Origin of the sequence: Phenylobacterium sp. (assembly GCF_036563385.1) — a bacterium.
Lineage (GTDB): Bacteria > Pseudomonadota > Alphaproteobacteria > Caulobacterales > Caulobacteraceae > Phenylobacterium.
This window is the reverse complement of sequence record NZ_DATCML010000012.1, coordinates 1-21,565: the sequence shown is the minus strand read 5'-3', so window position 1 is coordinate 21,565 and position 21,565 is coordinate 1. Positions and strand designations below refer to the sequence as shown.

Annotated in this window: 17 protein-coding genes; 2 read left to right on the top strand and 15 right to left on the bottom strand. The window is 70.2% G+C overall.

The window, feature by feature from the left end; all coding sequences use genetic code 11:
- Nucleotides 1-6 precede the first annotated feature (6 nt).
- Both VIL67_RS11255 and purL read right to left on the bottom strand, forming a co-directional pair.
- Nucleotides 7-1,140, bottom strand: coding sequence for an alanine racemase (locus VIL67_RS11255; RefSeq protein WP_332048990.1), 1,134 nt, complete (start codon nt 1,138-1,140; stop codon nt 7-9).
- A complete protein-coding gene (gene purL, locus VIL67_RS11250; protein ID WP_332048989.1) occupies nt 1,140-3,329 on the bottom strand; it encodes a phosphoribosylformylglycinamidine synthase subunit PurL in 2,190 nt (729 codons plus the stop codon). The genes VIL67_RS11255 and purL overlap by 1 nt, the downstream gene beginning before the upstream one ends.
- A gap of 215 nt (nt 3,330-3,544) precedes the next feature.
- On the opposite strand from purL, the gene VIL67_RS11245 reads away from it, so the two are divergent.
- Nucleotides 3,545-5,482, top strand: coding sequence for a methyl-accepting chemotaxis protein (locus VIL67_RS11245; protein ID WP_332048988.1), 1,938 nt, complete (start codon nt 3,545-3,547; stop codon nt 5,480-5,482).
- Between the two features lie 27 nt (nt 5,483-5,509).
- Here VIL67_RS11245 and VIL67_RS11240 read toward each other — a convergent pair whose 3' ends face one another.
- The 9 genes from VIL67_RS11240 to purC all read right to left on the bottom strand — a co-directional run bounded on the left by VIL67_RS11240 (nt 5,510) and on the right by purC (nt 14,749).
- Nucleotides 5,510-6,664: a glycoside hydrolase family 1 protein gene (locus VIL67_RS11240; protein WP_332048987.1), complete on the bottom strand. Its 1,155-nt coding sequence runs from the start codon at nt 6,662-6,664 to the stop codon at nt 5,510-5,512.
- Nucleotides 6,665-6,845: 181 nt separating this feature from the next.
- Nucleotides 6,846-8,276, bottom strand: coding sequence for a spinster family MFS transporter (locus VIL67_RS11235; RefSeq protein WP_332048986.1), 1,431 nt, complete (start codon nt 8,274-8,276; stop codon nt 6,846-6,848).
- A gap of 107 nt (nt 8,277-8,383) precedes the next feature.
- Nucleotides 8,384-10,099: a DEAD/DEAH box helicase gene (locus VIL67_RS11230; RefSeq protein WP_332048985.1), complete on the bottom strand. Its 1,716-nt coding sequence runs from the start codon at nt 10,097-10,099 to the stop codon at nt 8,384-8,386.
- A gap of 95 nt (nt 10,100-10,194) precedes the next feature.
- Complete coding sequence (locus VIL67_RS11225; protein ID WP_332048984.1) at nt 10,195-12,108, bottom strand: CocE/NonD family hydrolase; 1,914 nt, start codon at nt 12,106-12,108, stop codon at nt 10,195-10,197.
- Nucleotides 12,109-12,140: 32 nt separating this feature from the next.
- The gene (gene purQ, locus VIL67_RS11220; RefSeq protein ID WP_332048983.1) at nt 12,141-12,803 is read right to left on the bottom strand and encodes a phosphoribosylformylglycinamidine synthase subunit PurQ; all 663 of its coding nucleotides are present in this window, start codon (nt 12,801-12,803) and stop codon (nt 12,141-12,143) included.
- A gap of 98 nt (nt 12,804-12,901) precedes the next feature.
- Entirely contained in the window at nt 12,902-13,390 is a 489-nt protein-coding gene (locus tag VIL67_RS11215; protein WP_332048982.1) for a DUF3291 domain-containing protein, read from the bottom strand.
- Nucleotides 13,387-13,758, bottom strand: coding sequence for a hypothetical protein (locus tag VIL67_RS11210; RefSeq protein WP_332048981.1), 372 nt, complete (start codon nt 13,756-13,758; stop codon nt 13,387-13,389). The genes VIL67_RS11215 and VIL67_RS11210 overlap by 4 nt, the downstream gene beginning before the upstream one ends.
- Nucleotides 13,755-13,994, bottom strand: coding sequence for a phosphoribosylformylglycinamidine synthase subunit PurS (gene purS / locus VIL67_RS11205; protein WP_332048980.1), 240 nt, complete (start codon nt 13,992-13,994; stop codon nt 13,755-13,757). The genes VIL67_RS11210 and purS overlap by 4 nt, the downstream gene beginning before the upstream one ends.
- The gene (gene purC / locus VIL67_RS11200) at nt 13,994-14,749 is read right to left on the bottom strand and encodes a phosphoribosylaminoimidazolesuccinocarboxamide synthase (protein ID WP_332048979.1); all 756 of its coding nucleotides are present in this window, start codon (nt 14,747-14,749) and stop codon (nt 13,994-13,996) included. The genes purS and purC overlap by 1 nt, the downstream gene beginning before the upstream one ends.
- Before the next feature lie 229 nt (nt 14,750-14,978).
- Here purC and VIL67_RS11195 point away from each other — a divergent pair, with 229 nt between their 5' ends.
- Complete coding sequence (locus VIL67_RS11195; RefSeq protein WP_332048978.1) at nt 14,979-15,302, top strand: DUF1476 domain-containing protein; 324 nt, start codon at nt 14,979-14,981, stop codon at nt 15,300-15,302.
- 23 nt (nt 15,303-15,325) lie between these two features.
- On the opposite strand, the gene VIL67_RS11190 is transcribed toward VIL67_RS11195, so the two are convergent.
- The 4 genes from VIL67_RS11190 to VIL67_RS11175 form a co-directional block, all read right to left on the bottom strand.
- Complete coding sequence (locus VIL67_RS11190; RefSeq protein ID WP_332048977.1) at nt 15,326-16,744, bottom strand: coniferyl aldehyde dehydrogenase; 1,419 nt, start codon at nt 16,742-16,744, stop codon at nt 15,326-15,328.
- A gap of 67 nt (nt 16,745-16,811) precedes the next feature.
- Entirely contained in the window at nt 16,812-18,761 is a 1,950-nt protein-coding gene (locus VIL67_RS11185) for a PAS domain-containing sensor histidine kinase (RefSeq protein ID WP_332048976.1), read from the bottom strand.
- Nucleotides 18,762-18,843: 82 nt separating this feature from the next.
- Nucleotides 18,844-20,148 (bottom strand): adenylosuccinate lyase, encoded by a 1,305-nt coding sequence (gene purB, locus VIL67_RS11180; RefSeq protein WP_332048975.1) that lies wholly within the window; start codon nt 20,146-20,148, stop codon nt 18,844-18,846.
- Between the two features lie 349 nt (nt 20,149-20,497).
- Nucleotides 20,498-21,118, bottom strand: a complete 621-nt coding sequence (locus tag VIL67_RS11175; RefSeq protein WP_332048974.1) for a hypothetical protein — start codon at nt 21,116-21,118, stop codon at nt 20,498-20,500.
- Between the last annotated feature and the right edge of the window lie 447 nt (nt 21,119-21,565).

Genomic DNA, 21,565 nt, shown 5'->3' with positions numbered 1-21,565 from the left:
GGCAGCCTACTGGCTGGCGCCGCGGCCCTCCACCGGGATCATGCCCTCCAGCACGTCGCCGCGGACCAGCCAGAGGACGTCGTGGCGGTCGATCGTCGGATCGATGTGGCCCGGGACGAGGTCGGTCCGCTCGCCGCGACCGACCTGGCGCCCCTCGGGCCGGCTCAGCATGCCGTGCTCGTCGCCGAAGAAGCGGAAGCTCGCCGTCTCGAAGCCCGGTGTCGCCGGAACGGGCGCGGGGCCATCGGTGGAGAGCGCCTTCAGGCCCGCGTCGACGGTCACCCACTTGGGATGATTGGCGCTGATCACTGTCGTGGCGACGCACAACGCCTGGCGGAAGGCGCCGTCGGGATCGGCGCCGAGCGCGTCGCGGTACTCGCGGTCCATGAAGGCGTACGAGCCCGGCTGGACCTCGGTGAGCACGCCCTGGGCCATATCGGCGGCGAAGGTGCCCGTGCCGCCGCCCGTGACCACCTCGACCTGTCCGCCAGCCTCACGGATAGCGGCGATGGCGGCCGAGAGCCTGGCCATGCCGTCGGCCACCGCGGCGGCCCGGGCGTTCGCCCCTTGCATGTGCTGCCAGTGGCCGCCGTAGCCCTGCACCCCAAGCAGGCGCAGCCGTGGATGGCGCAGGATGGCGCGGGCGACATCCGCCGCCTGATCGGCGCTGTGGACGCCGGTGCGGCCGAGGCCCACGTCCACGTCGATCAGCACCTGCATGGCCTGCCCGGTCGCCGCGAGCTCGGCGACGCCGTCGGCGTGGTCGACGACGATCCGGAAGTCTTGCAACTCGCCGGCGAGGCGCGCGGCGCGCGCGGCGTTCGCCTGCCCTGCGATGGGCGAGGTGACGAGGATCGCCCCTATCCCCGCAGCCGCCAGGGCTTCAGCTTCGGCCAGCTTCGCGCAACAGACGCCGACGGCGCCGCCTTCCATCTGTCGCCGCGCGATCCAGGCGGATTTGTGCGACTTGGCGTGCGGACGCAGCGCCAGGCCAGCGGCGCGCGCCCGTTCGGCCATCAGGGCGAGGTTCGCTTCAAAGGCGTCGAGGTCGAGGACGGCGGCCGGCGTCGGGATAGCCTGGCGTGAGCCGGGCTGGCCGACCAGCGCCAGGGCCGCGGCGAGGTGCGGCCGCTCACTCATCAGCTTCCCATGAACCGTGGCATCCAGCCTTCGTGGGCCGCGCGCAGCTCGGACAGCGGCAGGTCGAGCACGCCGGTGACGGTGAGCGCTTCGCCCCCAGCGCGGCCCACCACGGCGGCGGGCACGCCCGCGGCCTGGGCGGCGGCCAGGACGGCTTCGGGGTCGCCGACGCCGAGCAGGTAGCGGGCCTGGTCCTCTCCGAACAGCTGGGCGTGGTCGGCGACATCGAGGCTGACGCCCACGCCTGACGCCAGGGCGATCTCGGCCGCGGCGGCCAGCAGTCCCCCGTCGGCGAGGTCGTGGACGGTGGCCGCCTCGCCGCGCTGGATCAACCCGCGCACGAAGTCGCCGTTACGCTTCTCGACGGCAAGATCGACCGGCGGCGGCGCGCCCTCCTCGCGACCGAGCACCTCGCGCAGGTACATGGAGGCCCCGAGCCAGCCCTCGGTCTCGCCCACCAGGACCAGGCTGTCGCCGGCTTTGAGGTTGGAGAAGTCCGCTCGCTTGCGGCAGTCCTTCAGCAGGCCGACGCCGCCGACGGTGGGGGTGGGCGGAATGGCCTGGCCATTGGTCTCGTTGTAGAGGCTGACGTTCCCTGAAACGACCGGGAACTCCAGCGCGGCGCAGGCTTCGGCCATGCCGTCGATGGCGCGCACGATCTGGCCCATGATCTCGGGGCGCTCGGGATTGCCGAAGTTCAGGTTGTCGGTGATGGCGATCGGGTTCGCGCCCACCGCCGTCAGGTTGCGCCAGGCCTCCGCCACCGCCTGCTTGCCGCCCTCATAAGGATCGGCCTGCACGTAGCGCGGGGTGACGTCGGAGGTCACGGCCAGCGCCTTGTCCGTCCCGTGAACCCGTACGATTCCGGCGTCCGCGCCCGTGGCGCTGTCCTCCAGGGTGTCGGCCATCACGTGGCGGTCGTACTGCTCCCAGATCCAGCGCTTGGAGGCCATGTCCGGCGCGCCCATCAGCTGCAGGACGGCCGCCTTCCAGTCGGCGGGGGCGGGCACGTCGGCGGCGGTGAGCTTCGGCTGCGGCTGGGGCGCGACCCAAGGCCGATCGTAGAGCGGGGCGTCATCGAACAGGGGGGCGAGCGGCACGTCGGCGACCACTTCGCCGCGGTGCCTCAGCACCAGGTGGCCGGTCTCGGTGGTCTTCCCGATCACCGCGGCGTCCAGGCCCCACTTCTCGAAGATGCGATGGCCGTCCTGCTCGCGCCCCGGCTTGAGGATCGCCAGCATGCGCTCCTGGCTTTCCGAGAGCATCATCTCGTAGGCCGACATGTTGTCTTCGCGCTGGGGCACCTGGTCGAGGTCGAGCTCGATGCCGACGGAGCCCTTGCCGGCCATCTCGACAGACGAGGAGGTGAGGCCGGCCGCGCCCATGTCCTGGATGGCGGCCACCGCGCCCGAGGCCATCAGCTCGAGGGTGGCCTCGATCAACAGCTTTTCGGCGAAGGGGTCGCCGACCTGCACGGTCGGACGCTTCTCCTCCGAGGCGTCGTCGAATTCGGCGGAGGCCATGGTCGCGCCATGGATGCCGTCGCGCCCGGTCTTTGAGCCGAAATAGACCACCGACAGGCCTGGCGCCGGGGCGGCCGAGTAGAAGATCTTGTCGGCGTCGGCCAGGCCCACGCACATGGCGTTGACGAGGATGTTGCCGTCGTAGCCGCGGTGGAAGTTGGTCTCGCCCGCGACGGTCGGCACGCCCACGCAGTTGCCGTAGCCGCCGATGCCCGAGACCACGCCCGCCACCAGCCGCTTCGTCTTGGGGTGATCGGGCGAGCCGAACCGCAGGGCGTTCAGCAGCGCCACCGGCCGCGCGCCCATGGTGAAGACGTCGCGCATGATGCCGCCCACGCCCGTCGCCGCGCCCTGGTAGGGCTCGATGTAGGACGGATGGTTGTGGCTCTCCATCTTGAAGACGCAGGCCTGCCCGTCGCCGATGTCGACCACGCCCGCGTTCTCGCCCGGCCCCTGGATCACGGCCGGCCCCTTGGTGGGGAACTTGCCCAGGTGCTTCCGCGAGGACTTGTATGAGCAGTGCTCGGACCACATCACCGAGAAGACGCCCAGCTCCACGAGGTTCGGCTCGCGGCCGAGGCGGCGGACGATCAGGTCGTATTCCTCGCCCTTGAGGCCGAACTCGGCGGCGGTCTGGCGAAGGGTTTTTTCCGGGGCGGCGCTCATGGCGCGCCTTCTAGCCGGACTCTCTCCAGCGCGCGATAGGGGGAAGGCCGCCCAGCGGCGTGGCCGGCCTCGCGATCGTCAACTGAAGATGATCGTCAGTATGCGTACGCTACCGCTGATCAACGTAAGTTATTGCCGCGCAGTAACGCCTTCTTCGGGAATGGCTCAGTAATGGGACGGTGAACGTCCACTTAGGCAAGAATAGTTAGCCCGCTATGTTCATGGACAACCTCCGCATCTCTCGCAAGCTGACCGTCGGCTTCGCCGCCGTCGTGCTGACGATGATTGGCATGGGCGGCTCGACCTACCTCACGCTCAACAGCCTTCGCGAGACGCGCGAGGAGGCGAAGCAGGCCGACGAGGTGGTCGCCAGGCTGGAGGAGGCCAAGTTCTACCTGGCCCGCCAGGAGAACAGCTACCGCGGCTTCCTGCTCTCGGCGAACCCGTACTACCTGGAGCGGATCGAGAAGCACCGCGGCAACTTCAAGAAGCGGATGGCCGCGGCCGGCGAGCTGGTGAAGGGCGAGGCCGAGAGCGAGAAGGTGGTCGCCGACGTGCTGGCCGCCGCCGACAAGTGGCACGCCGAAGTCGTAGAGGCGGGCCAGGTGCTGGCCGCCGACCCGATCACCCGCCAACAGGCCGTCGACATGGTCGGCCCGGACGGGCTGGCCGACGAACTGATCACCCCCGCGGAAGACGGCATCGAGGCCCTCTTCGAACAGAAGGGCAAGCAGCGCGACGCCTTGGACGCCAAGCAGGACAAGGTCACCAGCCAAGCGTTCATCACCCTTGGCGCGTGCATCGCCCTGGCGGTCCTGATCGCCAGTGCGCTGGGCATGCTGCTGACCCGCGCCATCGCCCGTCCTGTGACCGCGCTGACGGACGCCATGCGGCAGCTCGCCTCGGGGGATTTCACCGCTGAGGTTCCCGCCCGCGGCCGTAAGGACGAGCTCGGCCTGATGTCCGACGCCGTGATGGTGTTCAAGGAGGCGGGGATCGAGAAGCTGCGCCTGGAGGGCCTGACCGCCGAGCAGCGCAAGGCCGCAGACGAAGAGCGCGCCCGCAACGAGGCGGCCAAGGCGCGAGCCGCCCAGGAACTGGCCGGCGTCGTGGCTGCCCTCGGCAATGGGCTGGAGCGGCTGTCCGCGGGCGACCTGACGCACCGGATCGATCTCGCCTTCCCGGAGCAGTACGAGAAGCTGAAGGTCGACTTCAACGAGGCGATGACCCAACTCGAGACCGCCATGGCGGTGGTGCTCGGCAACGTCCGCGGAATCCGCTCGGGCTCGGGCGAAATCGCGACCGCCGCCGACCACCTGTCGCGCCGCACCGAGCAGCAGGCCGCCAACCTCGAAGAGACGGCGGCCGCCCTGGACGAGATCACCGCGACGGTCCGCAAGTCGGCGGAAGGGGCGACCGAATGCGCCAAGGTGGTGCAGGACGCCCGCTCCGACGCCCAGTCGAGCGGCACGGTCGTTAAGGAGGCGGTCGCCGCCATGAGCGAGATCGAGCGCTCGGCGGGGGAAATCGGCAGCATCATCGGGGTGATCGACGAGATCGCCTTCCAGACGAACCTGCTGGCCCTGAACGCCGGCGTCGAAGCCGCCCGCGCTGGTGAGGCAGGCAAGGGCTTCGCAGTGGTGGCCATGGAAGTGCGCGCGCTGGCGCAGCGGTCGGCCGAGGCGGCGAAGGAGATCAAGACCCTGATCTCGGCGTCCTCGGAGCATGTGGGCCGCGGCGTCGAACTGGTCGACCGTACCGGCTCGTTCATCGAACGCATCGTTGAGCGGGTGGCCCAGATCGACGGCCTGGTGTCGGAGATCGCCGCCGGCGCTCACGAGCAGTCGAGGGGCATCGCCGAGGTGAACAACGCGGTCAACCAGATGGACCAGCTCACCCAGCAGAACGCCGCCATGGTGGAGGAGTCCACCGCCGCGAGCCACGGGCTCAGCAACGAGGCCGACGTGCTCGACAGGTCGGTGGCCCGGTTCCGGGTCTCCGGGGCGCCTCAGGCGGGCGCGCGGGCCGCCGAACCCGCAGCGCCGAGCGCCCAACGCACGGTCACCGCGATGAGGACGGTGGGCGGTGGCGGCGCGGCGCGCAAGCCGGCCCCGAGCGCGGCTAGCGCGACGGACAGCTGGGAAGAGTTCTGAGGCCCGCCAGAGCGGGCCCCGGCCCGCCTATTCGGCCGCCAGCATGACCGGCGGACGGCGCGGCTCCTCGAGGTCGCGTTGCAGCCGGGCGAGCTCGCGCGCCAGCGGCATGTGCACGGGGCGGCGGCCGTCCGCCTCGGGCGCGCCGAGCAGGCCGGTCGGGCACAGCCTCCCGTCGTTCCACCCCGGATAGTTGGCGACCGGATAGAGGCAGATCCCCTGAACGGGAACGCCGGACTCCCGGGCCTCCTCCACCTCGGCGGCCACGTAGTGGATCCAGGCGGCCCGGGCGGATCCCTCGGCGCCCGTCTCGGCGACGATCACCGGCCGGCCGTAGCGGCTGGCGATGTCCGTCAGCATGGTGGAGAACGGCCGCCAGGAGTGGTGGCCCAGCGGCACGAAGTTGCCCGCGGGCGTCCACTGGTTGTGCGAGTAGAAGTTCAGCCCGACGATATCGAGCACCGCCGGATGGCCGCCGAGCTCCGGATCGCGCCGGCCGGAGAGCATGTCGAAGGCTTCCCACTGGGCTTCCGCAACGATGCGGGCCTCGGCGACGTCGTCCGGGTGCATGGACTGCGGAACGATGTGAACGCAGGGCTCGCACCACAGGATTCGGGCCCGCGGGTCCACGCGCCGGACGGCGTCGGTCGCCGCGACGGCGGCGCGCACCAGCTGGCGCTTGAGCTCGGGCCCGCGGCCGCGGGCGTAGGGCGCCCACTCGGCCTGGTCGCCGGCCATGTAGGCGAAGTAGGAGATCTCGTTCATCGGGCACCACAGAGGGACCTCATCCGAGATCTCGGCGCGGACCCGGGCGGCCGCCTCGGCGAAGGCGGCCATGCGCTCCACGAAGTCGGGCGACCAGATGTCCAGCCAGTCGGGATGCCCGTAGTGCCAGAGGTCCCAGACGACCTGGACGCCGGCCTCGTGCGCGGCGCGCAGCATGGGCCGCCAGCTCGACCAGTCATACTCGCCGCGCACGCCCTCGATCAGGTGCCAGCGCAGTCCATCGCGGACGGTGGTCAACCCGTGGCCGGCGACCGCGGCGTAGTCCTGGCCGGCGAAGCGGTCGTGGCCCTGGGCGATCAGCGAGTCCACCCGCGCGCCGTCCCGGCGCCGCTGGGTGGCGCAGTCGAAGCCGCCCATGAAGAAGCTGTCGAAGGGAGAGTGAGGGATGCGTTCCAATGGAGCCTCCTTGGCGCGCCCGACAGTTAGTCCGCTAAGCGCTCCGCGTGAGGCTGACATTTGGGCGCTGCGTCCGGGCGTCGCGGCCAGCTTCGGCAGCGCTTGACAGGCCGCTCGCCCGCGGAGGCGGCGCACCCTAGGCGCCCCGCCTCCTGCCGCCGCGACCTGCGACGCGACTTTGCTACTTCGCCACCATGTCCTTCTTCAGCCAGCGGCAGGTCAGGAAGAAGAACGCGCCGCCCACGGCGTAGAGCGCCGCGGTGATCAGCAGGGAGCGTTGCAGGCTCTGGGGGTGGGCGATGGCGCAGACCTGTTGCTGCGCCGCGGCCAGCGCGGCGCGGGCCGCGCCTTCGCAGCTCTTGCGGGTGAGGTCGGCCGCGCCGAGGTCGGCCACCTGCAGGTTGAAGATGAGGTCGCTGAGGGCGCCGATGAACAGCGGGCCCAGGCCGTAGCCCAGCAGGTTGACCACGAAGAGCAGGATGGCGGTGGCGACCGCGCGGAACTGTGCGGAGACCACGCCCTGGCCGATCGTGTACTGGGCGGCGAGGTAGCCGTACTTGATGCCGCTGCCTAGCGCGAGGCCGACCAGGCAGAGCCACAGGTTATGGGTGGTGAAGGCCACGAAGTAGAACGGCACGCTGAGCGTAAGGCCGATGCCGGCCAGCCAGGCGATGGCGTTGGGATGACGGCCGCCGAGCTTCTCGGCCAGCCAGCCGGTCGCCACGGTGCCGACGGCGGCGGCCAAGGCCACGGGCGTGTTGATCATCAGGGCGGCTTCGCCGGCCGTCAGGCCGAAGCTGCGGTTCAGGAACAGGGACTGGAAGGACGAGATGCCGTAGCCGCAGAAGGCGGCGATCGTGGCGGCGACGGTCATCGTCCAGAACGACGGCTTGGCCGCGAGTTCCTTCATGGCGTCGGAGAACTTCGGGTTCACCCGCCTCACCGTGCCCGGCGGATCGGTGTAGCCCCGCGGCGGCTCCTTCACGGTGAGCTTCAGGACGACCGCCACGAGGATCCCGGGGATCCCAAGGATGAAGAAGGCCGCACGCCAGCCGTAGGCGTCGGTCACCGGGCCGCCGATCAGGTTGGCGAGCAGGCCGCCGAGCGTCACGCCCATGGCGTAGTAGCCCAGCGCGGTCGAGCGGCTCTTCGGCGGGTAGTAGTCGGCGATGAGGGAGTTGGCGGGGGGCGTGCAGCCGGCCTCGCCGATGCCCACGCCGACGCGGCAGGCGAGCAGGATCCAGAAGGCGCCGATGGTGATCGAACCGATGGTGATTTCCGCCGCGAGGCCGCAGAGCGCGGTCATCAGGGACCAGAGCGCCACGCACACGGTCATGATCCAGACCCGGTGCCGGGTCTCGGCGAACTGCGCCAGCGGGATGCCGACGACGGTGTAGAGCAGGGCGAAGCCGAAGCCGGTGAGCAGGCCGAATGCGGTGTCGGAGATGCCCAGCTCGGGCTTCATCTGAGGGGCGACGACCGAGAGCAGGCCGCGGTCCACGAAGTTCAGGATGTAGATCACCAGCAGGGCGGTCAGCACATAGCTGCGGTAGCCCTTCGACCCAAAACCGGTGATGTGGCCCTCGCTCGAGGCCGCCGTCGTCGTGCTCATCCTGTCCTCTTCCCCTCGCCCGCGGTGTCCGCTTAAGCGGCGGGACCGTACCGAGGGTTCGATCCCGGCGCAACGCGGCGCAGGTCGATGCAGGTGGCCGGCGGAGCCTAACGGCGGGGCGGCTTTCCGCGGGGGCCGCCGTCGTTGGACTTGCCGCCGCCGGGCGCCTTGCGTGGCGGCCCGCGGCGGGGGCCGCCGGGCCCGCGCCGCTCCTGCGGGCCGGGCTCGCCGGCCGGCTCGATCCGCAGGTCGCGGTCGTCGGTGGCCTGGGCCACCGCCTCCCGGAAGCGGGCGTCGACGCCACGGGCGATCTGGAACTTGGTCTCGCGGTCGAAGATGCGGATCTGGCCGATGTCCTGCTTGGTGACGTGGCCCAGGCGGCAGATCAGGGGGATCAGCCACTTGGGGTCCGCATTGTTGCGGCGGCCGAGGCTGACCCGGAACCAGGCGGCGTCATCCACGCCGTAGCTGACCGGCTCCGGCCGCGCCGGCCGCTCGGCGCGGTCGCGCTCCGGCGGGGCGTCGAGGATCTCCTCCGGCTCCGGCAGGCGGGCGCGCCAGGTGCGGATCAGGGCCGCGGCGATCGCCTCCGCCCCGCGTTCCTCCACGAGGCGGCGGGCCAGCTCCAGGTCCTCGGGCGCGGGCGCCTCGGTCAGCGCGGGATCGGCCAGCAGCCGCGCCTCGTCGCGGGCCCGGACCTCGTCGGCGGTCGGCGGGCCGGACCACTCTGCGTCGACCCCGGCCGAGGCCAGCAGCTGCTCGGCCTTGCGCCGGCGGTTGTGCGGCACGAGCAGGACGGACGTGCCTTTCCTGCCGGCGCGGCCGGTGCGGCCGGAGCGGTGGAGCAGGGCGGCCTTGTTAATCGGCAGCTCGGCGTGGATCACCAGCCCGAGGTCGGGCAGGTCGAGGCCGCGTGCGGCGACGTCGGTCGCCACGCAGGCCCGGGCGTGGCCGTCCCGCAGGGACTGCAGGGCGTCGGCGCGCTCCTTCTGCGACAGCTCGCCGGAAAGTTGGACGGCGGCGAAGCCGCGCTCGCGCAAGGCGCCATAGAGGTGCCGCACGGACTCCCGCGTCGAGCAGAAGATCAGCGCGCCCGGGGCCTCGAACCAGCGCAGCAGGTTGACGACGGCGTTCTCCAGCTCAGTGGGGGCCACGCGCACGGCGCGGTACTCGATGTCGCCGTGGGCCTCGTCGCGGCGGACCGTGTCGATGCGGTGCGCCTCGCGCTGGTAGCGGCGGGCCAGCGCCACGATGTCCTTGGGCAGGGTCGCCGAGAACAGCAGGGTGCGCCGATCGGTCGGCGTGGAGTCGAGGATCTCCTCCAGGTCCTCTCGGAAGCCCATGTCGAGCATCTCGTCCGCCTCGTCGAGGACGGCGACGCGCAGGTCCTTGAGGATCAGGTTGCCGCGTTCGAGGTGGTCGCGCAGGCGACCGGGGGTGCCGACCACGATGTGGCTGCCGGCGGCCAGCGCGCGCTGCTCGCGCCGGGCGTCCATGCCGCCCACGCAGGTGACGATCTTGGCGCCCGCGGGCTCGTACAGCCAGCCGAGCTCGCGGGCGACCTGCAGGGCGAGCTCGCGGGTCGGGGCGATGACCAGGGCGAAGGGCTCTTCCGCCGGGCCAAAGGCTTCGGCGTCGCCGAGCAGCTGGTGCGCGGCCGCCAGCCCGAAGGCGACGGTCTTGCCCGAGCCGGTCTGGGCGGAGACCAGCAGGTCGCGGTCGGACGGAGCCTCCAGCACGGCGGCCTGGACCGGCGTGGGCTCGGCGTACCCCTGGGCTTCAAGCGCACGGGAAAGGGCAGGGTGGGTCTGAGGAAACGGCATCGTCGGCGATCCTTGAGAACGCCTCGATACAACGCGGCGGCAGAAACGGAAGGGGGCGGGCTCCTAGCACATGTGGGCCCGCCCCACGAGACCGGCTAGGGCTGGGCCACCACCGGCAGCTCGATGGCGCTGGCCTGGGCGCCGGCGCGCCACACCCGCTGGGTCGCCTTGCGGTAGTCGGACGGCTTGGCGAAGAAGATGTTCGGCACGAAGGTCTGCGGATTGCGGTCGTAGAGCGGGAAGAGGCTCGACTGCACCTGCACCATGATCCGGTGGCCCGGCAGGAAGACGTGGTTCGTGGTGGGCAGCTCGAACCTGTACTTCTGGACCTTGCCGGCCGGAATGGCCGTGGGCTTCTCCAGGCTGTCGCGGTAGCGCCCGCGGAAGATCTCCAGCGCCACCGGCATCTGGTAGCCGCTCATGTCGAGGTCGGACGGCACGAAGTCCGGCTGCACGTCGATGAGCTTCACCACCCAGTCGGAGTCCGTGCCGCTGGTGGAGGCGAACAGGTTGACCACCGGCTCGCCCGAGATCTGCAGAGGGGCGGTGAGCGGCTCGGAGACGTAGGTCAGGACGTCGGGCCGGGTGGCGGCATGTCGCTGGTCGGAGACCAGCCAGAAGCGCCACTGCTCGTTCTGATCAGCCCGCACCGGGCGGGGCACGTAGGATATCGGCTTGGCCGGGTCGGAGACGTATTCGTCGAAGCCCTTCCCGCCGGCCGGCCGCTCGAAGCCCACCTTGAAGCCGGGCTGAAGGTAGAGCGGCTGCATCTTCGCCGGACAACCGCTCTCGCAGGCCAGCGGCCACTTGGGATAGCTGCGCCACTGCATCGTGCCGGTCTGGAAGATGGTCACCGGGGCGATGTTGGCTTTCGCGCCGCTCGTCTTCAGGTGCTCGTCGAGGAACGGCTTCAGCACGCGTCGGCGAAAGTCGGTGGCGGTGTCGCCGGGCAGCTTGATGGCGCCCAGCTGGCGCTGCTCGTAGTTGACCCCCGAGTGGCGCCAGGGGCCCAGCGCCAGGAAGTTCATGTCATTGTTGGCGTCCTTGGCCTCCGTCGCCTTGTAGGCGTGCAGCGCGCCGTAGATGTCCTCCTGGTCGAACAGGGCGCCCACCCAGAGCGTCGGCACCTTCAGCGGCCGCTTGGCGAGGGTCCTGTCGAGGGCCTGCTCCTGCCAGAAGGAGTCGTAAGCCGGGTGCTCGGTCATCTTGCGGAAGGCCGGGAGCTGGTCGAGGCCGTTCTGCCGCGCGAACTCGCCGGCCGAGCCGGCGCGCAGGAAGTTGTCGTAGTCGTCGAGCCCGACCCGGGCGAGATCGTCGCCCATCCCCCGCACGGTCATCTGGTTGGCGAACCAGTCCAGCATGGTCTGGCGGAAGGCGCCGTTCTGGAACCAATCGTCGCCCATCCAGCCATCGACCATCGGGCTCTGAGGCACGGCCGCCTTGAGCGCCGGGTGGGGATCGGTCAGTGCCATGGCGGTGGTGAAGCCCGGATAGGAGGAGCCGATCATGCCGACTCGGCCGTTGGACTCCTTCACATTCTTCACCAGCCATTCGATGGTGTCATAGGCGTCGGTGGCGTGGTCGATGTTCGTGTTGTTGAGCGGCCCGCGGACCGGACGGGTGAGCACGTAGTCGCCTTCCGAGCCGTACTTGCCGCGGACGTCCTGGTAGACGCGGATATAGCCGTCGGCGAGGAAGGCCTCGTCCATCTGGGTTCCGGCGGCGACAGCCTGTGGCGAGGCGTTCCGCTCGGTGGACTTCTTGGCGTTATAGGGCGTGCGGGTCAGCAGGATGGGCGCGTCCCTGACCCCCTTGGGCACGATCATCACCGTGTAGAGGCGCACCCCGTCGCGCATGGGGATCATCACCTCGCGCCGCTCGTAGTCGTAGCGGTCGGTGGGGGCGCGGAAGGTCGCCGGGATATCCGGCGTCATGGGCGGGGTCTGGGCCTGGGCCGGCGCGGAGAGGACGAGGACCGCCGCCGCGGCGGCGAAGAGGGCTTGCTTCATGGCCGGACCCTAGCGGGGCCGCAGCCCCAAGCTCAAGCGCTGGCCAGGGCGCTCTGGAAGAGGATCGCGCCGTCGGCGGACCCGAGCTCGGCTTCGAAGGCCCGGTCCGGGTGGGGCATCATGCCCAGCACATTGCCCTTGGCGTTGACGATGCCGGCGATGTCCCGGGCCGAGCCGTTGGGGTTGTCGAGGTAGCGGAAGACCACCTGTCCCTCGCCTTCGATGCGGTCGAGGACAGCGTCGTCGGCGAAGAAATTGCCCTCGCCGTTCCCGACGGTCATCGCGACCTGGCGGCGGCCCTGGTAGCCCGCGGTGAAGCGGGTCTGGGCGTTGGTCACCTCGAGCTCAATGGGCTTGCAGACGTACTTCAGGCCCTCGTTGCGCAGCAGGGCGCCCGGCAGCAGGCCCACCTCGCAGAGGATCTGGAAACCGTTGCAGATGCCCACAGTGGCCACGCCGCGCTCGGCGGCGGCCTTCACCTCGGCCATCACCGGCGACAAGGAGGCCATCGCGCCGCAACGCAGGTAGTCTCCGTAGGAGAAGCCGCCCGGCAGGACGATCAGGTCGAGGCCTTTCGGCAACTCGGTGTCCCCGTGCCAGACCATCGACACCTCCGCGCCGGTGGAGCGTTCGATGGCGACCTTGCAGTCCCGGTCACAGTTGGAGCCGGGGAAAACGACGACGGCGGCTTTCATGGCGCGGGCCTTAGCACTGTTCGGGCGGCGGGGGGAGGCGGTCACTTGGCGAGCCGCCCCGCGGCGTGCAACTCGGTTCTGGCGGCTTCCGCGTGGGGTCAGGCGCACTCATCGAGGACGGGCGCGGGCGCCTGAATCGCGTCGGGGGCCGGGAAGACGTCGCGGAAGGTGAAGGCCTCCGCCGTGGGGCCGCGCCGGCGCAGGACCTCAAGACGCGCGAGGCCTTCGTCCACGGTCGGCACGTGGCCCTTGGGCGCCCACCAGAGGCACATGAACAGCTCCATCTTCTCGAACCACTCGCCCCGGCGGCGCATGATCGGCAGGTGATCGGAGCGGTAGACGAAGGCGCCCAGCGCCTGCACGCTTTCCCAGACGCTCATGTTGATGGCGAACAGCGGGTCCTGGTCGTTGGGCCGGATGTCGGTGGCGTTGTTGCCCTCTCCCTTCAGGCGCCAGACGAAACCGGGGGCGGCGTCGGCGATCGCATTGATGCGATCGAGGTTGTCCATGAAGTCCTTGATCATCGGATCGTCGGTGGGCGCCCGGAAGCGGCCCACGTTGATCTGGGCGAGGTGGTATCCGGTCATTGGCGCCTCCACGACTTCAGACTGTCGAGATAGGCATGAAGCTGGTCATAGCCAAGCTTGTCGCCATAGGGGCAGCCTGTGGTGACCACGTCGCCGCCCCGCACCTGCTGCATCATGACCGCCGGGTGCCCGGGCGCGCCGGGCCGGGTGACCAGGTAGGACGCCTTGCCGTCGGGGGTGGAATAGTAGTCGTAGGGCTCGGCCGGGTCGCCGGGCGCCTTGCTCAGCGGCTGGGCGGTGATGGCGGCGACGAGCTGGTCAAAGGGCCGCGCGCAGTCCAGCGCCAGCGGCGGGGCCGCGGGCGGGGCGGGCTCCGCGCAGGCGGCCAGGGCGAAGAGGGGAAGGAGCGCGAGGGGCGAAGCCCTCACGCCAGCTCCACGCGGTAGCTTTCGATTACCGTGTTGGCGAGCAGCTTCTCGCACATGGCCTTGACCTCGGCCTCGGCGGCCACCCGGTCGGAGCCCTGCAGGTCGAACTCGATGGTCTTGCCGACCCGGACGTGCTCGACGCCGCCCCAGCCGAGGCCATGCAGGGCCTGTTCGACCGCCTTGCCCTGGACGTCGAGGACGCCCGGCTTGAGGAACACGTGGACCTTGGCGCGCACTAGTGGAGCCCCCCCTGAATCACGGTGGGCATCTCCTTCATGATGCCGAGCCGGCGCGCAACCTCGGTGTAGCTCTCGATGACGTTGCCGAGGTCCCGGCGGAACCGGTCCTTGTCGAGCTTCTCGTTGGTGGCGGTGTCCCACAGCCGGCAGCTGTCAGGGCTGATTTCGTCGGCCAGGATGATGCGGGAGAAGTCGTTCTCCCAGATGCGGCCGAACTCGATCTTGAAGTCCACAAGGGTGATGCCGACGGCGCCGAACATGCCGGTCAGGAAGTCGTTCACCCGCAGGGTGAGCGCCATCATGTCGTCGATCTCCTGGGTCGAGGCCCAGTTGAACGCGGTGATGTGCTCCTCGGCGACCATCGGGTCGTGGAGCTTGTCGTCCTTCAGGTAGAACTCGATGATCGAGCGGGGCAGGGCCTGGCCCTCGGGCAGGCCGAATCGCTTGGACAGCGAGCCCGCCGCCACGTTGCGGCAGACCACCTCGAGCGGGATGATCTCCACCTCCCGGATCAGCTGCTCGCGCAGGTTCAGCCGCTTGATGAAGTGGTTCTGGACGCCGATCGAGTTCAACCGCGTCATGATGTACTCACTGATGCGGTTGTTGATCACCCCCTTGCCTTCGAGCACGGCCTTCTTGGTCGCATCGAACGCGGTGGTGTCGTCCTTGAAGTACTGGATCAGAGTGCCGGGCTCGGGACCTTCGTAGAGGATCTTGGCCTTGCCCTCGTAGATCTTCTTACGCCGGGTCATTCTCAAGCCTTCTCCGTGCGAGGCGCGTACCGGTCGGCGAAACGAAAAACGCGCGCGGCTGATCCGTGCGCGCGCGGGCCGACTCGGCCTCTCGCTCAATTTGAGGCGTCGGGAAATTAGCGGATGCGGCGGCGCGGCGCAAACTGGCCGAACGCCCGCGCTTTCGATTGCGGGCCGGAGCCTCACGGGATATGTGGTCGCCCGCTTCCGCGCCGCTTTCGGGGACGACATGACCACCTTTGACGATCGTGAACGGGGCTTCGAAAGAAAGTTCGCGCTCGATCAGGAACAGGAATTCAAGGCCACCGCCCGCCGCAACCGCATGCTTGGGCAGTGGGCCGCGGGCCTCATGGGCCTGCAGGCGGCGCGGGTCGAGGAATACGCCAACGCGGTCGTGAAGTCGGACCTGGAGCAGCCCGCGGACGACGACGTGCTGCGCAAGGTGTTCGAGGACCTCAAGGGCGCCGGCGTCGCGGTCAGCGAGGGCGAGGTCCGCATGAAGATGGCCGAGCTGATGGCCCAGGCCCGCGAGAGCGTCCGCGCCGAGAGCTGAGCCCGGCGCGCCGCCCGGCGGCCTTACGCCTTGATCGCGCCTTCCAGGTACTTCCGGATGCCAGGCCCGTAGGGCGGGCGGAGCGCCTGCAGCGGGCCGATGTCCTTCTTGATCTGGCTGAACACCGCCTTGCGGTGGCTGAACTCCCGGAAGCCATCGGCGCCGTGGTAGCTGCCCATGCCCGACGGGCCCACGCCGCCGAACGGCAGCTCTTCCTGGGCCACGTGCATGATCACGTCGTTGACCGTGACCCCGCCCGCCGTGGTGGCGGTGAGCACCTTCTCGCGCTCGCCGGCGTCGTCGCCGAAGTAGTAGAGGCCGAGCGGCCGGTCGCGGGCGTTCACGTAGGCGATGGCCTCGTCCACGCTGCGGTAGCTCTTCACCGGCAGGACCGGGCCGAAGATCTCCTCCTGCATCACCTTCATGTCGTCGGTCGGCTCCAGGATCAGCGTGGGCGCGATCTTGCGATGCTCCTGCTGGCTGAGGTCCTCGTGCTCTGGCTTCAGCTCGACGATCTGCGCGCCCTTGGCGCGGGCGTCGTCGATGTAGCCCGTGATGCGGTCGTAGTGCCGCTGGGCGACGATGGAGGTGTAGTCCGGGTTGTCCTTGATGGTGGGGAACATCTTCTCCACCGAGGCGCGGGCGGAGGCGACGAAGGCGTCCATCCTGTCGTGCGGGGCCAGCACGTAGTCGGGCGCGAGGCAGATCTGGCCGGCGTTCAGGGTCTTGCCGTTCATCACCCGAGCGGCGGCCACGTCCAGGTCGGCCGAGCGGCCGAGGATCACCGGGCTTTTCCCCCCGAGCTCGAGGGTCAGGGGCACGAGGTTCTCGGCCGCCGCCCGCATGACGTGGCGCGCGATGCTCGTGGCCCCGGTGAAGATGAGGTGGTCGAAGGGCAGGTGGGCGAAGGACTCGCCGATCTCCGGGCCGCCGGTGACCACGGCGATCTCCTCCTCGGAGAAGGCCTTGGCGAACATGGTCTTCAGCAGTTCGGAGGTGGCCGGGGTGTACTCCGAAGGCTTGATCATCGCCCGGTTGCCGGCCGCGAGGATGCCGGCCAGGGGCGCGAAGGTGAGGTTCACCGGGAAGTTCCAGGGGCTGATCACCCCCACCACGCCCTTCGGCTGGTAGCGGACCTCGGCCTTGGCCCCGAACAGTCCGAGGATCGCGGGGGTGGTCTTGCGCTTCTCGGGCTTCATCCAGCGGCGCAGGTTGGCCTTGGCGTGCTTCAGCGGGCCGATGGAGCCGGCGATGTCGGTGAAGGCGGTCGCCTCCCGCGAGCGGGAGCCGAAGTCCGTATTGATCGCCGCCTCGATGGCCGCGCGGTGGTCCACCAGGAGCTCGATGCAGCGGTCGATGCGCGCGATGCGCTGCTCGGCGCTCGGCGGCCCGTCCCGCAGGTGCGCGGCCTTCTGCGCCGCCAGGATCGCTTGCATGTCCATGAGACGTCCTCCGTTGGGCGGAGGTGACGCCGGGTTACGCTGGGGCCGTCAAGCTGGCGAGGGAGCCTCAGCCGTCCGCCGCGTCGTCCGGGAGCGGGGCGAAGATCTCGCAGACGACGCCCTGGGGGTCGAAGGTCAGGCGCACGCCGCCCCCAAGCTCGCGCGCGAGGCCGCGCTCGAGGAGGCGGCTGCCGAAGCCGCGGCGGGTGGGCGGCGCCACGGGCGGGCCGCCCCGCTCGCGCCAGGTGAGCCGCAGCCCCGCCGTCTCGGCCGTCCAGCCGATCTCCACCCGGCCGCCCGGCGCCGACAACGCGCCGTACTTGGCGGCGTTGGTCCCAAGCTCGTGCAGGGCCATGGCGATGGAGAGCGCCGTCTGCGGCGGCAAGTCGACGGTCGGGCCTTCGCACCGGAAGCGCTCGGGTCCGTAGGGCTGGATGGCGCCCTCCGCGATCTCGGCCGCCGTCGCGCCCTCCCAGGTGCGGCGCGTGAGGATGTCGTGGGTGCGGGACAGCGCCAGCAGGCGGTTCTCGAAGTCGGCCTGGGCCTGGGCGAGCGAAGCGGCGTTGCGCAGGGTCTGGGCGGCGATCGACTGGATCGTGGCCAGGGTGTTCTTCACCCGATGGTTCAGCTCGTTGAGCAGCAGGCGGTGGCGCGTCTCGTCGCGCTTGCGGTCGGTGATGTCTGTCTGCACCGAGAGCAGGCGCACGGCGCGGCCCTGCGGGTCGGCGTCGATGCGGCCGCGGTTGTGGATCCAGCGCACCTCGCCGTCCGAGGCGCGCACGATGCGGTACTCGCGGGCGAACGGGCCGGTGCGGGCGCGGTCGTCCAGGAAGCCCTGCCAGACCCGGTCCCGGTCCTCCGGGTGGACGCGGCTCAGCCAGTCGTCGGTGTAGCTGCCCGCCTCGCCTTGGTCGGGGGGCAGGCCCTGCAGCTGCAGGTACTCCGGGGACCGGTGGATTGTCCCGGTGCGCATGTCCCAGTCGAACGAGCCCACCCCGCCGGCGGCCTGGACCAGCCGCAGGCGCTCCTCGTTCTCGCGCAGGCGGTTCTCGGCGCGGGCCCGCTGCACGCCGCTCCAGGTCCGCTCCACCAGCTCCTGCGCCATGGCCTGGTCGTCGTCGGTCCACGCGCGGGGCGCGGCCATGTGCGCCGACAGAACCGTGACCACCCGGCCCTCCTTCACCAGGGGCATCGCAAGGACGGCGCCGATGCCCAGGGCGGCGAAACTGGCGGCGTGTTCGGCGGTGAGCGGGTCGGTCTGCACGTCGTCGATGCGCAGCACCTGGCCGGCGCGAAGGCGCTCGGCGAGGCCAGGGCCGAAATCCTCGAGCCGGAAGCGGCCCAGGAAGGGCGCCATGTCGCCGACCGCCCAGTCGTCCTCGACCGTGAGCCAGCTCTCGTCGGCCTCCATCTCGGCGAAGCCCACGCGACCGGCGCCCAGGGTCTCGCCCAGCAGGCTTGCCGCCGCGGCCTTGATGGCGCGCGGGTCCGTGAGGGGGCGGAGGCGCTCGGCGATGGCCAGCTGGAATTTGAGGCGGCGCTCGCCCAGCACCTTGGCGGTGGTCTCGGTACAGGCGCAGAACATGCCGCCCACGGCGCCGCTCTCGTCGCGCACCGGGCTGTAGGAAAAGGTCCACCAGGTGTCTTCCCAGTAGCCGTGCCGGAACATCCTGAGCAGGAGGTCCTCCGACCAGGTGGCTTCGCCGGAGAGCGCCGTCTCGACCAGGGGCAGGATGTCGGCCCAGATGTCGGCCCAGATCTCCTCGAAGCGCCGGCCAAGGGCGGCCGGGTGCTTGTCGCCCAGGATCACCGCATAGGCGTCGTTGTAGAGGAAGCCGAGCTCCGGGCCCCAGGCGACGAACATCGGGTGGCCCGAGTTCAGCAGGATTGAGACCGAGGTCCTGAGCGACTGCGGCCATGCCTCGGGCGGGCCCAGGGGGGAGGTCGACCAGTCGTGGGCGCGCAGGCGCTCGCCCATCTCGCCGCCGCCCAGCAGGAAGTCATGCCGTGGCCGCACCAAGCCGGTCAGGGTTCCTCTCCGCCTTCGGTCGAGCGCCGAACGCCCCCGCGCCAGCCAAGCCGAAAACCCCTGAGCGGCGCTAGGGTTGCTCGCCGAACACCCGGGCGAAGATGCGGTCGACGTTCTTGAAGTGGTAGCCGGGATCGAAGAGCTCGGAGAGCTCCTCGCGGGTGAGGGTCACCTCGGGGTCGGCGTCGAGGAAGTCCAGGAAATTGCCCTCTCCGCGCCACACCCGCATGGCGTTGCGCTGCACGGCGGCGTAGCTCGCCTCGCGGCTGAGGCCCTTCTGGGTGAGCGCCAGGAGGACGCGCTGGGAGTGCACCAGGCCGCCGAGGCGATCCAGGTTCTTCGCCATGTTCTCGGGGTAGACCACCAGGCGCTCGATGACATTGGCCAGGCGACGCAGGGCGAAGTCGAGGTGGACGGTGGCGTCCGGGCAGATGCCGCGCTCCACCGAGGAGTGGCTGATGTCCCGCTCGTGCCAGAGGGCGACGTTTTCCATGGCCGGAACGACGGCCGAGCGGACGAGGCGGGCGAGGCCGGTCAGGTTCTCGGTGAGGATCGGGTTGCGCTTGTGCGGCATGGCCGACGAGCCCTTCTGGCCGACGTCGAAGAACTCCTCGGCCTCGAGCACCTCGGTGCGCTGGAGGTGGCGGATCTCGACGGCCAGCCGCTCGATGGACGAGGCGACGACCGCCAGGGCCGCGAAGTAGGCGGCGTGCCGGTCGCGGGGGATGACCTGCGTGGAGACGGGCTCCACGGCGAGGCCCATCTGCTCGGCCACGTGGGCCTCCACCTCGGGGGCGACGTTGGCGAAGGTGCCCACGGCGCCGGAGATGGCGCAGGTGGCGATCTCGAACTTCGCCATGGCCAGCCGCTCCTTGGCGCGCTGGAACTCGGCGTAGTGGCCGGCGAGCTTCAGGCCGAAGGTGGTGGGCTCGGCGTGGATCCCGTGGCTGCGGCCGACGGTGGGGGTCATCCGGTGCTCGAGGGCCCGGCGCTTGAGGGCGGCCAGCACGAGGTCGACGTCCTCGATCAGCAGGTCGGTGGCGCGGCTGAGCTGGACGGCGAGGGTGGTGTCGTTGACGTCCGAGCTGGTCATCCCCTGATGCAGGAAGCGCGCGTCGGGGCCGACGATCTCTGTCACGTGGGTGAGGAAGGCGATGACGTCGTGCTTCACCTCGCGCTCGATCTCGTCGATGCGCTCGGCGTCCCAGACCGCGTCGCGGCCCTTCTCCCAGATCACCCGGGCGGCCTCGGCCGGGATCACCCCCAGCTCGGCCATCTTGTCGGCGGCGTGGGCCTCGATCTCGAACATGATCTTGAAGCGCGTCTGGGGGTCCCAGATGCGGGCGGCCTCGGGGCGAGCGTAGCGGGGGATCATGGGCGGGGTATCCGGGCGGCGCCCGCGAAAGTCAAATCCTGGGTGGGGGGAGGGGGGCGGAGGGAACCACGGAAGACACGGGCCACACGGAACGGCGCGGCGCTGGCGCTGGCGCATGGCGACCCATCGCCTCGCGGCTGTCATCCGGTTTCGGCGCAGCCGAAGACCGGGACCCCTGGACGCGGCGGGTTGAGCGTGGGGTGCGGCGGGGGCGGTGGGGTGAAGACGGCCGACGCGGAGCTGGAGGTCCCGGTCTTCGCTCCGCGAAACCGGGATGACAGGTGGGGGACAGCGCGGGTGCGGACTCGGCTTGGGTGACGGCTTTCGCCGGGATCAGCGGAAAGGGGGGTTAGCTGGAGTCCGTGGGCTCGGGTTCGGGCTCTGGGTCGGCGGCCTCTGAGCGGGTGCGGATTTCGTAGAGGAGGTTGGGGTCGAGGCCGATGGCTTCGCAGGCTTCGATGACCATGATGTCGAAGTCGCGGGTCAGGAAGTCGGGCTCGGCCTCGGCCGCGTCGATGAACTCCGTGAGCTTCGTCCAGAAGGGATCGCCGGGCCGCGGGCGCGGGGGCGGCTCCGGCGCGTTCTCGGGTCGCACGAACCAGTCGGGGCCCTCGTCCTCAGTCCAGAAGGCGTCGTCGATGCGGCTGCGGAGCGCCCGGCGGCGTGCGACGCGCTCGGCCTCGCGCTTGCGGACCGCCTCCTGGGCTTCCTTGAGCAGCGCGTAGTCGGCGCTGGCGGCTTCCTTGGCGAGCTCGGCCTTGAAGCGGATGACCTTCATCTCGAGCGCCAGCGTCTGGCGCAGCCCGCGGGAGACCTGGTGGAAGGCGGCGGCGAGCTTCACCGCCTCGTCGTTGCTCTCCGCCTCCAGGGCGCGGTTCGACAGGTCCCGCGCCAGGGTGAACGTCATGGCGGCCAGCTGCGCGAGCATCTGGCTGTGACGGTCCTCGGCGGCGGTAGGGTCGAGCGCCATGAACAAAACGAGAACATACCTGGGACGTCGCGTCAAGGTTTTTCAGCCTTGCGAAGGCTGAAGGATCGTTCTCCCCGGGCCTGCGCCATGAACGCGCTGTCGAGGGGCAGGGTGTCTTGGGCGGCCTCGCTGACTTCCGAAGGTCCGCTATCGGGCGAGCTCCGAACGTCCGCTCCTCGGAGGAAGGCTAACGTCCGCTTTCGACCCTTAGCTGACGTTCGGACGGTCCGCTTACGGATTGGGCGCCGTGCGCATTCTTGCGAGGAGTCCCTGGGGCTGTCGCGCAGCTAGAGAGCGCCGCCTGGTTGCGCTGCATCCAACGGAGCGCTGATCCGGCAGCGCACTCCATCAGACGGGAACGTCATTTCAACGCTGCCATTGAGCTCGCTCGCGAGCCCCCGCTCAAGTAGCCGGGAGCCGAATCCCCGTCGGCTGGGGGCCTGCACG